Below are 13,992 nucleotides of genomic sequence, written 5' to 3'. Positions count from 1 at the left end.
ATGGCTTTCGCTACCGGCCCCATCCCGATCCAGGGCCTGAACCGCAGCGACGACTACCGCAACCCGTCGGTCGTCGCCCTGGGCGGCGGACACGGCCTGTCCGCGTCGTTGTCCGCGCTGCGCCGGCTGTCCACCGACCTCACTGCCGTGGTGACCGTCGCCGACGACGGCGGCAGCTCCGGACGCCTGCGCAATTCCTTCGACGTGCTGCCCCCGGGCGACTTGCGCATGGCGCTGGCCGCCTTGTGCGACGACAACGACTGGGGCCGCACCTGGCGCGATGTCATGCAGCACCGCTTCGAGTCGCTGGAGAACGCTGACGAGCCGCTCAACGGCCACGCCGTGGGCAATCTGCTGATCCTGGCGCTCTGGGAGCTGCTGGACAGCCCGGTGGCGGGCCTGCGCTGGGCTGGCGCCCTGCTCGGGGCTCGCGGCCAGGTGCTGCCGATGAGCACGGTGCCGCTGTCCATCCACGGCGAGGTGCTGGAGGCCGACTCGGCCACCGATACGCTGGTGCGCCGACGCATCGAAGGCCAGGCGAAGATCGCCAAGGCGGGGCACGGGGGACTGGTCACCAACGTGAGCCTTGATCCGCCCGATGCGCCGGCCTGCGCCGAAGCCCTGGAAGCCATCGAACTGGCCGACTGGGTGGTCCTGGGCCCCGGCTCCTGGTACACCTCGGTGCTGCCGCACCTGCTGCTTCCCGACATGCGCCAGGCCATTGCCAGCACCACTGCCAAGCGGCTGCTGACCATGAACCTGGACCTGGAAACCGCCGAAACTTCCGGACTGGATGCCGCGGCGCACCTGGAGGTGCTCAGCCGCTACGCCCCGGAGGTGAAATTCGACGCCATTCTGGCCGACGAATCGCTGGTGAACAACAAGGAGCGATTTGAGCTGGCAGCGCAAAAACTCGGTGCCCGGACCTTTTTTAGTAGAGTAGGAGTATCTGACGGTCGTGCAGTGCACGACCCGTTGCGTCTAGCGGCGGCCTATCACGAGGTGTTTACCGCAATCGGATCCTAGGAAGGATCCATGTAAGGGAGTTTGATTCATGGCATTGACGGCTTCCGTCAAAGACGAGCTGTCGCGGGTGGAAATTCGCAAGCCTTCGGTCCGCAAGGCCGAAGTCTCTACCATGCTGCGCTTCAGCGGAGGATTGCATATCGTCTCCGGGCGAATTGTCATCGAAGCTGAAGTGGACCTGGCTGCGACCGCCCGCCGCTTGAAGATTGCCATTGGCGAGCTGTACGGCCACGATGCCGAGATCGTCATGGTGTCCGGATCGGGGATCCGCAAGGGCAGCCGCTACATCGTGCGCGTTTCCAAGGACGGCGAAGTCCTGGCCCGCCAGACCGGCTTGCTCGACCAGCGCGGCCGCCCGGTGCGTGGCCTGCCCTCGGTGATCGTCAACGGCTCGACGGCAGACGCCGAGGCCGTGTGGCGCGGTGCGTTCCTGTCCCACGGTTCGCTCACCGAACCCGGACGCAGTTCCGCCCTGGAAATCACCTGCCCCGGCCCCGAAGCGGCGCTGGCCTTGGTGGGCGCGGCGCGCCGCCTGGGGCTGACCGTCAAGGCCCGCGAGGTGCGCGGCGTGGACCGCGTAGTGATCCGCGACGGCGACGCCATCGCCCAGCTGCTGACCCGCATGGGCGCGCACGATGCGCTCATGGTCTGGGAAGAGCGCCGCATGCGCAAGGAAGTGCGCGCCACGGCCAACCGCCTGGCGAACTTCGACGACGCCAACCTGCGCCGCAGCGCGCAGGCCGCGGTGGCCGCCGGTGCGCGAGTTGAGCGCGCCATCGAGATTCTGGGTGACGAGGTGCCAGAGCACCTGCGTTACGCCGGACTGCTGCGCCTGGAGCACAAACAGGCGTCGCTGGATGAGCTCGGCCGCATGGCTGAACCACCCATGACCAAGGACGCGATTGCCGGCCGGATCCGCCGCCTTTTGGCGATGGCCGATAAAAAAGCCAGTGATCTGGGAATACCCGGCACCGAGTCCAGCGTTCCAGTAGATGAACTGGAACAGTAAAGTGTCCCCGCGGTAATCCTTTCCGCGGAGATTCATCCAATTGAACAGATTGAGGAGAATCATGGCTGTCTATTCGCTGCCAGAACTGCAGTACGACTACGCTGCCCTTGAGCCGAACATCTCGGCTCGCATCATGGAGCTGCACCACTCGAAGCACCACGCAACCTACGTTGCCGGCGCCAACTCGGCACTGGAGCAGCTGGCTGAGGCTCGCGAAAAGGGCGAGTTCGGCAACATCCCAAAGCTGTCCAAGGATCTGGCCTTCCACCTCGGCGGCCACACCAACCACTCGATCTTCTGGAACAACCTGTCCCCAGAAGGCGGCGACAAGCCTGAGGGCGAGCTGGCTGCCGCGATCGACGACTTCTTCGGTTCCTTCGATGCATTCCGCGGTCACTTCACCGCGTCGGCCATGAGCCTGCAGGGCTCCGGCTGGGCAGTCCTGGCATACGATGCAATCGGCGGCCAGCTGGTCATCGAGCAGCTCTACGATCAGCAGGGCAACGTCCCAGTGGCAACCATCCCGCTGCTGATGCTGGACATGTGGGAGCACGCCTTCTACCTGGACTACGTCAACGTCAAGGCCGACTACGTCAAGGCCTTCTGGAACATCGTGAACTGGGCCGACGTCCAGGCTCGCTTCGAGGCTGCCCGCAACGGCGCCGCCGGGCTGATCGTTCCAGGCAAGTAAACTGACTTATTCGGTAAGTTAGCTCACATTCAGCGCTGAGATGGCGTAGGATGTTTAAGTGTGTGGTGGATCCCGGCATCAGCCGGGATCCGCATGCACGGCACAACGGAGTGTCCTCTTTAAAGTAGGCCACTTCCGTAAGTTTGCGGTCGTGGCATCATTTTCCCATTTAGAGGAGATAGTCACGTGACAACCCGTGTTGGAATCAATGGTTTCGGTCGTATCGGACGCAACTTCCTGCGTGCGGTCCTTGCCCACAAGGCGGACATCGATATCGTCGCCGTGAACGACCTTGGTTCAATCGATTCGCTTGCTCACCTGGTGAAGTTCGATTCCGTCCTCGGCCCGCTGGGCGAGCCGGTTTCCGTCTACGGCGACGAGATCGTCATCGGCGAACGCCGCATCAAGGTCCTGTCCGAGCGCAAGCCAGGCAACCTGCCATGGCGCGACCTGAACGTAGACATCGTCATCGAGTCCACCGGCCTGTTCACCAAGGCCGACGACGCCCGCCACCACATCGAAGCCGGCGCCAAGAAGGTCATCATCTCTGCCCCCGCCAAGCATGAGGACATCACCATCGTGATGGGTGTCAACCAGGACAAGTACGATCCGGCCAGCCACGCCATCATCTCGAACGCTTCGTGCACCACGAACTGCCTGGCCCCGGTGGCCAAGGTGCTCAACGACGAATTCGGCATTGTCGACGGCTTGATGACCACCATCCACGCCTACACCGCCGACCAGCGGCTGCAGGACGCCCCGCACCGCGACCCTCGTCGCGCCCGTGCCGCGGCGCTGAACATGATCCCGACCTCCACCGGCGCCGCCAAGGCCATCGGCGTGGTGCTTCCGGAGCTGAAGGGCAAGCTCAACGGCTACGCCATGCGCGTGCCGGTTCCCACCGGCTCGGCCACCGACCTGACCGTCAACCTGGCCCGCACCGCCACCGTGGAAGAGGTCAACGCGGCCTTCGAAAAGGCGGCCAGCGAGGGCAAGCTGTCCAAGTACCTCGAATACTCGACCGACCCGCTGGTTTCCACCGACATTGTGACGAACCCGCATTCGGCGATTTTCGATTCCGGGCTGACCACCGTGATCGGCAACAGCGTGAAGGTTGTGGCTTGGTACGACAACGAGTGGGGATACACCTCACGCCTTGTTGACCTTGTCGAATTCGTGGGTTCCAGCCTCTAGTCGATAACCTAGAGACATGACTTCACATACTCTCGACGAATTGCTCGCTGACAACGGTGTCCGCGGACGCTACGTACTGGTCCGCAGCGACCTGAACGTACCGCTCGACGGAGCCACCGTGACCGATGACGGCCGTGTCCGCGCTTCGCTGCCGGTCATTTCCAAGCTGGCCGATGCCGGCGCCAAGGTCATCGTGATGGCCCACCTGGGCCGTCCGAAGGGCCAGTTCGACCCGAAGTACTCCATCGCTCCGGCGGCCAAGCGCCTGAACGAGCTGGCTGACTTCGACGTCACCGTGGCATCCGACGTCGTGGGCCCCTCGGCCCGCGAGGCGGCTGCCGGACTGGCCGACGGCTCGGTCCTGGTGCTGGAAAACGTCCGCTTCGACGCCCGTGAGACCTCCAAGATCGACGCGGAGCGTGTCGAGCTGGCCAAGGAACTGGCCGCGCTGACCGGCCCCGACGGCGCCTACGTCAACGACGCCTTCGGTGCAGTGCACCGCAAGCACGCTTCGGTGTACGACATCGCCGCACTGCTGCCGAGCTACCAGGGCGACCTGGTCGCGACCGAGGTCCAGGTCCTCAAGACCCTGACCGAAGCACCCAAGCGCCCCTACGTGGTCGTGTTGGGCGGTTCGAAGGTCTCGGACAAGCTGGCGGTCATCGACAACCTGATCGGCAAAGCCGACCAGCTGCTCATCGGCGGCGGCATGGCGTTCACCTTCCTTAAGGCCCAGGGTCATAACATCGGCGGCTCGCTGCTTGAAGAAGACCAGATCGCCGTGTGCCAGGAGTACCTGCAGCGCGCCGAGAAGCTCGTCTGCGACATCATCCTCCCGGTTGACGTCGTGGTGGCCGACAAGTTCGGCGCCGACGCAGCCCACGAGGTGCTGGACGCCGACAAGATCGAGGAAGCCAGCTTCGGCTCCAACGGCCTGGGCCTGGACATCGGCCCGAAGTCCGCGGAGAAGTTCGCCAGCTACATCACCGGCGCCAACACCGTGTTCTGGAACGGCCCGATGGGTGTCTTTGAGATCCCTGCGTTCGCCGAGGGCACCCGTACCGTCGCGCAGGCACTGGCCGGTTCGGAGGCGTTCAGCGTGGTAGGCGGCGGCGACTCTGCCGCGGCCGTGCGCGCGCTGGGCTTCTCCGAGGACGACTTCGGACATATCTCCACCGGCGGCGGCGCCTCGCTGGAGTACCTTGAAGGCAAGACCCTCCCGGGTGTTGCCGCACTGGAAGGCTAATTAATGACCATTTCGCAGAACGGCGCCTTTGTGCGCCAGCCGCTGATCGCCGGCAACTGGAAGATGAACATGGACCATGTCCAGGGCATCACCCTTGTCCAGAAGCTGGCGTGGACGCTGAAGGACCACGAGCACGACTACGATCGTGCAGAGGTTGCGGTCTTCCCGCCCTTCACCGACATCCGCGGTGTGCAGACCCTGACCCTGGGCGACAAGCTGGATCTTGTCTACGGTGCGCAGGATCTGTCCGCCCACGATTCGGGCGCCTACACCGGCGAGATTTCCGGGCAGTTCCTGAAGAAGCTGGGCTGCACCTACGTGCTGGTCGGCCACTCGGAACGACGCGAGTACCACAACGAAACCAATGAGGTCATCGCCTCGAAGCTCGCGGCGGCCTACCGCCACGAAGTGACCCCGGTTCTCTGCGTGGGCGAAGGCCTGGAAGTCCGCAAGGCAGGAGAGCATGTAGCCTTCACCCTTGAGCAGCTGAACGAATCCCTGGCGGGCGTGAGCGCCGAGCAGGCCGAAAACCTGGTCATCGCCTACGAGCCGGTCTGGGCCATCGGCACCGGCGAGGTCGCGGGACCGGCTGACGCGCAGGAACTGTGCGCGGCGATCCGCGGGGCACTGGCCGAGCGCTTCGGCGAGGACATCGCGCAAAAGACCCGACTGCTCTACGGCGGCAGCGTCAAGGCCTCGAATGCGGCTGCGATCATGCGTGAACGCGACGTCGACGGCGTGTTGGTTGGCGGAGCCAGCCTCGACGCCGAAGAATTTGCTAATATTGTACGGTTCGAGCATCATCTCGTTACCGACTGAATCTAACTAAGGAACCGTCGTCTTGGATATTATCAAGATCATTTTGCAGGTCCTGCTGGGCATTACCAGTGTCTTGCTGACCCTCCTGATTCTCCTTCACAAGGGTAAGGGTGGCGGTATGTCCGACATGTTCGGCGGCGGCATGACCAGTTCGATGGGCTCTTCGGGGGTCGCAGAGCGAAACCTGAACCGCATCACCATCATCCTTGGCCTGATCTGGGGCGCAGTCATTATTGGCTTGGCCCTGGTGATGAGATTCAATATCGAGGCATAGTCTTCGGCATCGCATCGCGTGCAATCGGTGGGCATCTTCCGCATACTTGTGGAAGATGCCCACCGATTTTTTAATTGCCTGAGGACCAGCATGAGTTCGGAGCAGCAGCTGGAGAACGAACCCGACAGACGCGCCAACGCCGTCTGGATGGCCGGCTTCGGAATCGTCGCCATGGAGCTCGGGGTGGCTTTGGTGATGCTGTTCACGGAGCGGGACTCCCTGACGGCCGACGGCAGGCTCGCTGTTGCAAACGCCACCCGGACCGAATCCTTGGGCCCGCTGCTGGCAAGCATCATCGCCCCGCTGCTTATTTTCAGCGGCCTGGCGTTGGCCATGTCCTCGTCGCTCTTTCCACGCAAGATCCCCGGGCTCTTCTAGGACTTCAATACAGGAACACGTGGAACTCATCAGCGTCATCCCGTTCATGGCGGGGCTCCTGGTCGTCACCGTGGTTGCAGCCGTTCTAGCGCCCTCGATGCGCGAGGGCCGACTGCCGCGGAACACCGCGATCGGAATCAAGACGAGGCATACGCTCCCCAGCGATGCGGCGTGGCTGCGCGGCCATGCAGCCGGCGCGCCGGTGCTGAAGGCAGCTGCCCGCTGCGGCTGGGCGGTGCTGCTCACCGGTGCAGCATTGTGCCTGCTGCAGCTGGCCGGGTGGGCCTTCGCCGTGACGGCCATCGGCTATCTTGCAGTCACCTGCCTGGCCTTGCTCTCTGCGAGCAGGGCGAATGCCGCGGCCAAGAACATGGCCGCCGCGCCGCCTGCCGATCTGCAGCAGCGGTAGCTGCTAGTTCGTGCCTGCGCGAAGCACCTCGGCCAGCTCCACGACGCGCTGCGCGGTGCCCCAGGACAGCGTGACTCCGGCGCCGCCGTGCCCGTAGGCCGCGATCACCGGCAGCGGGTGGTCTGCGACGTGCTCCAGCCGGATGGTCTCTCGCGCCGGGCGCAGACCGACCTTGTGCTCCAGGACCTCCAGGCCTTCCAGCTCCGGCACCAGCTTGGCAGCGCGCTCCAGGATGTCGACGGAGGTCTGCGGCTCGACCTCGCGGTTCCAGTCGTTCGCGGTGTCGGTGCCGCCGACGATGATGTCCTCGCGCCGGGGGATGATGTAGCTGACGCCTTGCGGGTAGTCGTCGTCGCACAGCCACTGCGTCAATTTCTTCGTGTTGGCCAGGCGCACCACCTGCCCGCGGATCGGGTAGACGGTCTCATCGTCGCCCAGCAGCTCGCCGCCGCGCAGGCCCGCAGCCAGCACCACCAGATCCGCTTCGTCCTTGAGCTCCGCCAGATCGCCAACGGTGCGCTTTTCGAACTTCACGCCCAGCGCTTCGACCTGGCCGCGCAGCCAGCCGAGGTAGGTGCTCATGGTGATGATCGGCACCGTCGCCCAGACGCCCGCGTGGGCACCGTCCGGCAGATCCGCTGGGGATGCTTCCTCGGTGCCGGCGACGATGCGGGTCCAGCTGCGGTCCGCGCCCGGCAAGTGGTCCACGTTCAGGCCGCGGCGCAAGTCGATGCCGGTCTCGGGGTTTTCCGAGAGCTGCTCGAAGCGGGCCAGCGAATCCGCCAGCAGCTGGTCGGCGGCCGGGGAGTTCTCCGAGTGGTAGGGGAACCAGATGGCCGCGGCGACCGAGGAGACGCACTCGTGCAGTTCCTGGTCGTAGGCGACGGTGACCTGGTGCCCGGCGGCGGCCAGCTCGTGGGCCGCGGACAGGCCGATGACGCCGGCGCCGATCACGGTGATGCTCAGGGCAGTGCTGGGCATGGGGGAGTCCTTTCGGGAAAAGCAAAGGCCGATGCCGCCAACAGCTGGTGTTGGCGGCATCGGCGGATAACGTGTTTTAGAGCAGCGTGGCGGCGGCGCGGTCCACAAGCCAGCGGGTGGCCTGCGTTCCCTGCACCGCGCTGGCGGGCACGGCGGCTTCGTTGACCTCGTGCTGCGCGGCGGCCAAGGCCGGAGCCTTCTCCGCCCCGGCCACCAGCAGCCAGACCTCGCGGGCCGAGTTGATGGTGCCCATGGTCAGCGACACGCGGTGCGGCGGAGGCTTGGGGGAGTCGTGGATCGCAATGGCTCCCAGCTCGGCCGACCTGGTGTGGTTCGGGAACAGGGATGCCACGTGCGAATCCGGGCCCATGCCCAGCATCAGCACGTCGAAGGCCGGGCTCGCGGCGCCTTCCGGAGCCTCCTGGGCCAGCAGGGCCGTGTAGGCGGCCGCCGCGTCCTCGGCGCAGTCGTACTGGTCGGCGGAGCCCATGGCGTGCACGGTCTCGCGGTCCAGTCCCAGCGTCTCAAGGGCCGCGAACAGCACCTCCGCCTGTCCGGCATTGCGGTCCGCCGAATCGGCGGGGACAAAGCGCTCGTCGCCCCACCAGAAGTGCACCTTCGACCAGTCCACGCTCACGCGGGCGGGATTCTCCGCCACGGCGGCCAGCGCGGCGATGCCCAGCGAGCCGCCGGTCAGCACCACGTGCGCCACCCCGCGGGCGGCAATGGCGTCGGCGATCGAGGTGACCAGCCGGGCGGCGATGCCGTGCGCGGTGGCTGCCAGGTCCTCGTGGATGACGATCTGTCTAGCGATCACTTGAACGGATGCTCCTCAGGTTGGTCAGGGCCAGGCCGCGGGTGATGACCTCGCCGAAGACGTCGTCCGCATCCAGGCGGCGCATCTCCTCGGCCAGGCATTCGGCCACCGAGCGGCGCGGCAGCGAGATGCGCTGCGGAGCGGAGCCCGGCAGGTACAGATGAGCCACGGGACCCGAGGGGCGGGAGAGTTCCACGTCGCCGCCCTCGCGGGAGAGCCGCACCGAGGACAGGCCCGCGGTGGACTTGTCAGCGGCGATGGTGACCGGCACGTCGAGGCACATGGTCAGCCAGGCTGCCAGCAGCGTGGTGGAGGGGGAGTTCTCCGAACCCTTCACGGTGATGCTGGTCAGGCCCTCGGTGCCCACCAGGTCGATGATGCTCGCCAGCTGGGCGCGCCACAGGGTCAGGCGGGTCCAGGCCAGGTCGGTGTCGCCGGCGCGGTAGGTCGCCACGCGGCTGAACAGCGCCGCGGTGGGGTCCTTCGTCTCGCCGGAGTCGGTGATGCGGCGGTGCGCGATCTTGCCCAGCGCGGTGGCGGCCGGGTCGACCGGCACGCCGTGCGGCCACCAGGCCACGATCGGCGCGTCGGGCAGCAGCAGCGCGGAGATCAGCGCCTCGTCGGCCTCCATGTCCGGGCCGTGCGTGCGCATCACGATGACCTCCGAGGCGCCGGCGTCGCCGCCCACGCGGATCTGCACGTCCAGGCGGTTCTCGCCCTGCGCGGAGCCGCGCACCACCACGATGATGCGGCAGGGGTGCTCGCGGCTTGCGAGGTTGGCGGCCTCGATGGCGTTCTCCGCGAAGCCCTCGCGGGTGATGACCACCAGGGTCAGGACGCGGGAGAGCGCCACCACGCCGTGGGTGCGGCGCGAGGAGATCAGCTTCTTGGCGACCTTGGAAGTGGTCGTGTTGGGAAGTTCGATCATCATGGGCGTCGCCACGTCCTTCCATCCTTGGCCATCAGTTCGTCGCTGCTGGCGGGGCCCCAGGAACCAGGGGCGTAGGGGTCCGGCTGCTCGGGCTGGGCCGCCCAATACTCCTCGAAGGGATCCAGGATGCGCCAGGACTGCTCGACCTCTTCATGGCGCGGGAACAGCGGAGGCTCGCCCAGCAACACGTCCAGGATCAGGCGCTCGTAGGCCTCCGGGGAAGATTCGGTGAACGCGTTGCCGTAGCCGAAGTCCATGGTCACGTCGCGGATCTCCATCTGGGTGCCGGGCACCTTGGAGGAGAAGCGGATGGTCGCGCCTTCGTCTGGCTGCACCCGGATCACGAACGCGTTCTGCCCGAACTCGTCGTCCTTGTGGTCGGTGAACAGCAGGTTCGGGGCCTTCTTGAACACCACCGCGATCTCGGTGACGCGGCGTCCCAGGCGCTTGCCGGCGCGCAGGTAGAACGGCACCCCGTCCCAGCGGCGGGTGTTGATGTTCAGCCTGATCGCCGCGTAGGTCTCGGTCTTGGACTTGGGATTGAAGCCCTCCTCGTCCAGGAAGCCGACAACCTCCTCGCCGCCCTGCCAGCCGGAGGTGTACTGGCCGCGCGCCGAAGCCGCGCCCAGGTCCTGCGGCAGCTTGACCGCTGCGAGCACCTTTTCCTTCTCGCTGCGCAGGTGGTCCGCGTCGAAGCTGATGGGCTCCTCCATGGCGGTCAGCGCCAGCAGCTGCAACAGGTGGTTCTGGATGACGTCGCGGGCCGCGCCCACGCCGTCGTAGTAGCTCGCGCGCCCGCCGATGCCGATGTCCTCGGCCATGGTGATCTGCACGTGGTCCACGTACTTGTTGTTCCACAAAGGCTCGAACATCTGGTTGCCGAAGCGCAGCGCCAGCAGGTTCTGCACCGTCTCCTTGCCCAGGTAGTGGTCGATGCGGAATACGGCGTCCGGCGGGAACACCGACTCGACGATCTCGTTCAGCTCGCGCGCGCTGGCCAGGTCGTGGCCGAAGGGCTTCTCGATGACCACGCGCTCCCAGCCCTCGTTGGCGTCGTTGGCCAGCTTGTGCTCGGAGAGCTTTTCGCAGACCACGTCGAACCAGCTGGGCGGGATGGACAGGTAGAACGCGTGGTTGCGTCCGGTGGAGCGGGTCTCTGCCAGCTCGTCCAGGGTGGCGGAGAGCTGCTCGTAGGCGTCGTCGTCGTCGAAGGCGCCGGAGATGAAGCGCATGCCGGAGGCCAGCTGCGCGAACACCGTCTCGTTGAACGGGGTGCGGGAGCTGGCCAGGATCCATTCGCGCGCCTGGGCGGCGAAGTCCTGCGCGGACCAGTCGCGGCGGCCGAAGCCGACGATGGCGAAGTTCGGGGGCAGCAGGCCGCGGCTGGCGAGGTCGTAGACCGCCGGCATCAGCTTCTTGCGGGCAAGGTCGCCGGTGATTCCGAAGAACACCAGCGCGCCCGGACCGGCGATGCGGTTAAGCCGCCGGTCGCGGGCGTCGCGTAGTGGATTGCTCATCTGCGGCTACTTCGCCGCCTCGAGCAGGGCCGCGATGCCGGCCTTGCGGTCGGTGAGGTTCACGCGCAGCACCGGGCGGTTGTGCGCCGCATCGGAGAGCACCCCGGCGTCGCCGCTGGCCTGGGCGGAGATCAGCCCGCCGAAGCTGTAGGGGCGGCCCGGGATTTCCAGGTCCTCGTGGTGGTCCGCGGTGACCTGCAGGAACACGCCCTGGGCAGGTCCGCCCTTGTGGTACTGGCCGGTGGAGTGCAAGAAGCGCGGGCCCCAGCCGAAGGTCACCGGGCGGCCGGTCTTGGCGGCCAGCGCGTCGCGCAGGCCTTCGAGATCCGCGTCGCCATTGCGGTCGAGGTAGGCCTGCACCGCGAGGTAGCCGTCGTCCGGCAGCGCGGCGGTGAGCTCGTCCAGCGCGCCGGCCAGGGTGGCGGCCGAGGTGCCAAACAGCTCAACGGAGCCGTCCACTGCATCCGGGGCGGACGCGGCCGGGGCGTCGAGCAGCGAACGGGCGGCGACCTTGGCGGCTTCCACGTCCGGCTGGTCGAAGGGGCTGATGCCCAGCAGGTAGCCGGCCACGGCGGTGGCATACTCGAAGATCATGAAGGAGGTGCCCAGCGGGGCGCTGAAGTGCACCGCAGTGGCCTCCTCGTCGATGTCCTCGGGCAGCTGATCGTAGACGTAGAGCGGCAGCACGTCGGCGGCCGGCTCGCGCAGCTCCGGGGCCCCGGGGTGCGCCACCACCGGCAGCACGCCCTTGGAGTCCTTGCCGGTGGATTCGGCGATGAGCTGCTCGGCCCAGTCGCCGAAGCCCGGCAGCGCGTCGCCCACGCCGGCAATGACCAGCTTGTCGCGCCCGGCGGTGGCCATGGCCGCGCCCAGGTGCAGGGCCAGGTTGTCCTCGTCGTCGGTTGCCAGCACGTCGTGCAGCAGGCCGGCTTCCTCGATCAGCGCCTCGATGTCGGCGCCGGCCAGGCCCGAAGGCACCAGGCCGAAGGCGGTCAGCGCGGAGTAGCGCCCGCCCACGTTCGGGTCGGCGTTGAAGACCGCGCGCACACCCTCGGGGTTGTCCATCGGGGAACCCGGGTCGGTGACCAGCACCAGGCGGGTTGCCGGGTCGATGCCGGCGGCCTGGAAGGCGGCGGTGAAGGCGCGACGCTGCGAGTCGGTCTCCACGGTGGAGCCGGACTTCGAGGCCACGACCACCACGGTGCGCTCCAGGTCAGTTGCGAGGATCGGGCGCAGCATGGCCGGGTCGGTGGTGTCGCAGATGACCAGGTCCACCTCGTCGTGCGCGGCGATGACCTCGGGGGCCAGCGAGGAGCCGCCCATGCCGCACAGCACGATGCGGGTCAGGCCCTCGGCGTGCAGCTGCTCGCGCAGCTGGAGGATGGCCGGGAGCAGCTGCTCGGCGGCCTCGAAGGGGTTGACCCAGCCCAGGCGGATGGCGGATTCGGCTTCCGCGGCCGGGCCCCAGATGGTGGGGTCCTGCGCCGCGATGCGGCTGCCGATGCGGGCCTCGATCAGCTGCGGAAGCAGCTCGTCGACTGACTTCAGGGCGTCGCCGGAGGTGACCAGACCCAGTTCCATCTACTTTGCTCCCTTCAGGGCCACCGACATGTCCTCGAGCAGCTCGTTCCAGGCGTCCTCGAACTTCTTCACGCCCTCGACCTCCAGCAGGTCCACGATCTCGTTGTAGTCGATGCCCAGGGCCGCGAGCTTGTCCAGCACGCGGTTGGCGGCGTCGTAGGTGCCGGCGATCGCGTTGCCGCGCACCTCGGCCTCGGCCGCGGTGGCGTCCAGGGTCTTCTCCGGCATGGTGTTCACGGTCTGCGGCGCCACCAGCTCGGTGACGTACAGGGTGGACGGGTAGGCGGGGTCCTTCACGCCGGTGGAGGCCCACAGCGGGCGCTGCACGTTGGCGCCGGCGTTGGCCAGCACCTCGTAGCGGGCCGAGGTGAAGGATTCCTCGAAGACCTGGTAGGCCAGGCGGGCATTGGCCACGCCGGCCTGGCCGCGGACCGCCGCGGCGGCCTCGGTGCCCAGGGCGTCCAGGCGCTTGTCGATCTCGGTGTCCACGCGGGAGACGAAGAAGGAGGCGACCGAGTGGATCTTGGACAGGTCCAGGCCCTTGGCGTGGGCCTTCTCCAGGCCGATCAGGTAGGCGTTGATGACCTCGCGGTAGCGTTCCAGCGAGAAGATCAGGGTGACGTTCACGCTGATGCCCTCGGCGATGGTCTCGCTGATGGCTTCCAGACCCTGAACGGTGGCGGGGATCTTGATCAGCACGTTCTCGCGGTCCACGCGCTCGTACAGGGCCTTGGCCTGCGCGATGGTCGGTGCGGTCTCGTGGGCCAGGCGAGGGTCCACCTCGATGGACACGCGGCCGTCGAAGCCCTTGCTCGACTCGTAGACGCCCTTGAACAGGTCGCAGGCGGCGGCGACGTCGTCGCTGGTGATTTCGGTGATCGCGTCTTCCACCGAGTGGTGGCGCTGCGCGGCGATGGCATCGCCGTAGACCTCGGCGTTGGACAGCGCGGCGGCGAAGATCGCGGGGTTGGTGGTCACGCCGACGACGTTCTTCTCTTCGATCAGCGCAGCCAGCGATCCGCTGGTGAGCCGTTCGCGGGACAGGTCATCGAGCCAGATGGATACTCCGGCGTCGGATAGTGCCTGGGTGTTGGGGTTGCTCATGATGTGTGCTTGAGT

At 66.7% G+C, this 13,992-nt stretch carries 15 protein-coding genes; 9 read left to right on the top strand and 6 right to left on the bottom strand.

What is annotated here, in order from left to right; all coding sequences use genetic code 11:
• The 9 genes from ACTX90_RS10265 to ACTX90_RS10225 all read left to right on the top strand — a co-directional run bounded on the left by ACTX90_RS10265 (position 1) and on the right by ACTX90_RS10225 (position 7,046).
• A complete protein-coding gene (locus tag ACTX90_RS10265; protein WP_047119349.1) occupies positions 1-1,026 on the top strand; it encodes a gluconeogenesis factor YvcK family protein in 1,026 nt (341 codons plus the stop codon).
• A gap of 28 nt (positions 1,027-1,054) precedes the next feature.
• Positions 1,055-2,035: a DNA-binding protein WhiA gene (gene whiA, locus ACTX90_RS10260; protein WP_047119348.1), complete on the top strand. Its 981-nt coding sequence runs from the start codon at positions 1,055-1,057 to the stop codon at positions 2,033-2,035.
• 61 nt (positions 2,036-2,096) lie between these two features.
• Positions 2,097-2,726, top strand: a complete 630-nt coding sequence (locus ACTX90_RS10255; protein WP_047119347.1) for a superoxide dismutase — start codon at positions 2,097-2,099, stop codon at positions 2,724-2,726.
• 186 nt (positions 2,727-2,912) lie between these two features.
• On the top strand, positions 2,913-3,920 hold the full coding sequence (gene gap / locus ACTX90_RS10250; protein WP_053798301.1) for a type I glyceraldehyde-3-phosphate dehydrogenase: 1,008 nt from the start codon (positions 2,913-2,915) through the stop codon (positions 3,918-3,920).
• Positions 3,921-3,936: 16 nt separating this feature from the next.
• Positions 3,937-5,166: a phosphoglycerate kinase gene (locus ACTX90_RS10245; RefSeq protein WP_047119345.1), complete on the top strand. Its 1,230-nt coding sequence runs from the start codon at positions 3,937-3,939 to the stop codon at positions 5,164-5,166.
• 3 nt (positions 5,167-5,169) lie between these two features.
• Entirely contained in the window at positions 5,170-5,985 is an 816-nt protein-coding gene (gene tpiA, locus ACTX90_RS10240) for a triose-phosphate isomerase (RefSeq protein WP_047119344.1), read from the top strand.
• A gap of 22 nt (positions 5,986-6,007) precedes the next feature.
• Positions 6,008-6,259: a preprotein translocase subunit SecG gene (secG, locus tag ACTX90_RS10235; protein ID WP_047119343.1), complete on the top strand. Its 252-nt coding sequence runs from the start codon at positions 6,008-6,010 to the stop codon at positions 6,257-6,259.
• Positions 6,260-6,349: 90 nt separating this feature from the next.
• Positions 6,350-6,637: a hypothetical protein gene (locus ACTX90_RS10230; protein WP_443442047.1), complete on the top strand. Its 288-nt coding sequence runs from the start codon at positions 6,350-6,352 to the stop codon at positions 6,635-6,637.
• 19 nt (positions 6,638-6,656) lie between these two features.
• Positions 6,657-7,046, top strand: coding sequence for an SdpI family protein (locus ACTX90_RS10225; RefSeq protein ID WP_443442046.1), 390 nt, complete (start codon positions 6,657-6,659; stop codon positions 7,044-7,046).
• A gap of 3 nt (positions 7,047-7,049) precedes the next feature.
• Here ACTX90_RS10225 and ACTX90_RS10220 read toward each other — a convergent pair whose 3' ends face one another.
• From ACTX90_RS10220 to tal, 6 genes are all read right to left on the bottom strand, one after another.
• Complete coding sequence (locus tag ACTX90_RS10220; RefSeq protein WP_443442045.1) at positions 7,050-8,027, bottom strand: NAD(P)/FAD-dependent oxidoreductase; 978 nt, start codon at positions 8,025-8,027, stop codon at positions 7,050-7,052.
• Between the two features lie 76 nt (positions 8,028-8,103).
• Positions 8,104-8,844: a 6-phosphogluconolactonase gene (gene pgl / locus ACTX90_RS10215; RefSeq protein ID WP_053798297.1), complete on the bottom strand. Its 741-nt coding sequence runs from the start codon at positions 8,842-8,844 to the stop codon at positions 8,104-8,106.
• Entirely contained in the window at positions 8,834-9,775 is a 942-nt protein-coding gene (locus ACTX90_RS10210) for a glucose-6-phosphate dehydrogenase assembly protein OpcA (protein WP_047119339.1), read from the bottom strand. The genes pgl and ACTX90_RS10210 overlap by 11 nt, the downstream gene beginning before the upstream one ends.
• Positions 9,772-11,292 carry a glucose-6-phosphate dehydrogenase gene (gene zwf, locus ACTX90_RS10205; protein ID WP_053798296.1) on the bottom strand — a complete coding sequence of 507 codons (1,521 nt, stop codon included), beginning with the start codon at positions 11,290-11,292 and terminating at the stop codon, positions 9,772-9,774. Before zwf ends, ACTX90_RS10210 begins: the two co-directional genes overlap by 4 nt.
• A gap of 6 nt (positions 11,293-11,298) precedes the next feature.
• On the bottom strand, positions 11,299-12,873 hold the full coding sequence (locus ACTX90_RS10200; protein WP_443442044.1) for a phosphoglucose isomerase-related protein: 1,575 nt from the start codon (positions 12,871-12,873) through the stop codon (positions 11,299-11,301).
• A complete protein-coding gene (gene tal / locus ACTX90_RS10195) occupies positions 12,874-13,977 on the bottom strand; it encodes a transaldolase (RefSeq protein WP_047119336.1) in 1,104 nt (367 codons plus the stop codon).
• Positions 13,978-13,992: the final 15 nt, after the last annotated feature.

Source organism: Glutamicibacter soli (assembly GCF_052322135.1).
Classification (GTDB): Bacteria; Actinomycetota; Actinomycetes; order Actinomycetales; family Micrococcaceae; genus Glutamicibacter; species Glutamicibacter soli.
Note: the sequence above shows the minus strand (reverse complement) of the source record. Positions and strands in the feature narration are given on the sequence as shown.

What these genes read in the sequence shown, in the direction of transcription:
- ACTX90_RS10265 (WP_047119349.1), top strand. Translation starts at nt 1, where the DNA reads ATGGCTTTCGCTACCGGCCCCATCCCGATCCAGGGCCTGAACCGCAGC.
- whiA (WP_047119348.1), top strand. Translation starts at nt 1,055, where the DNA reads ATGGCATTGACGGCTTCCGTCAAAGACGAGCTGTCGCGGGTGGAAATT.
- ACTX90_RS10255 (WP_047119347.1), top strand. Translation starts at nt 2,097, where the DNA reads ATGGCTGTCTATTCGCTGCCAGAACTGCAGTACGACTACGCTGCCCTT.
- ACTX90_RS10245 (WP_047119345.1), top strand. Translation starts at nt 3,937, where the DNA reads ATGACTTCACATACTCTCGACGAATTGCTCGCTGACAACGGTGTCCGC.
- tpiA (WP_047119344.1), top strand. Translation starts at nt 5,170, where the DNA reads ATGACCATTTCGCAGAACGGCGCCTTTGTGCGCCAGCCGCTGATCGCC.
- ACTX90_RS10230 (WP_443442047.1), top strand. Translation starts at nt 6,350, where the DNA reads ATGAGTTCGGAGCAGCAGCTGGAGAACGAACCCGACAGACGCGCCAAC.
- ACTX90_RS10220 (WP_443442045.1), bottom strand. Translation starts at nt 8,027, where the DNA reads ATGCCCAGCACTGCCCTGAGCATCACCGTGATCGGCGCCGGCGTCATC.
- ACTX90_RS10210 (WP_047119339.1), bottom strand. Translation starts at nt 9,775, where the DNA reads ATGATGATCGAACTTCCCAACACGACCACTTCCAAGGTCGCCAAGAAG.
- zwf (WP_053798296.1), bottom strand. Translation starts at nt 11,292, where the DNA reads ATGAGCAATCCACTACGCGACGCCCGCGACCGGCGGCTTAACCGCATC.
- ACTX90_RS10200 (WP_443442044.1), bottom strand. Translation starts at nt 12,873, where the DNA reads ATGGAACTGGGTCTGGTCACCTCCGGCGACGCCCTGAAGTCAGTCGAC.
- tal (WP_047119336.1), bottom strand. Translation starts at nt 13,977, where the DNA reads ATGAGCAACCCCAACACCCAGGCACTATCCGACGCCGGAGTATCCATC.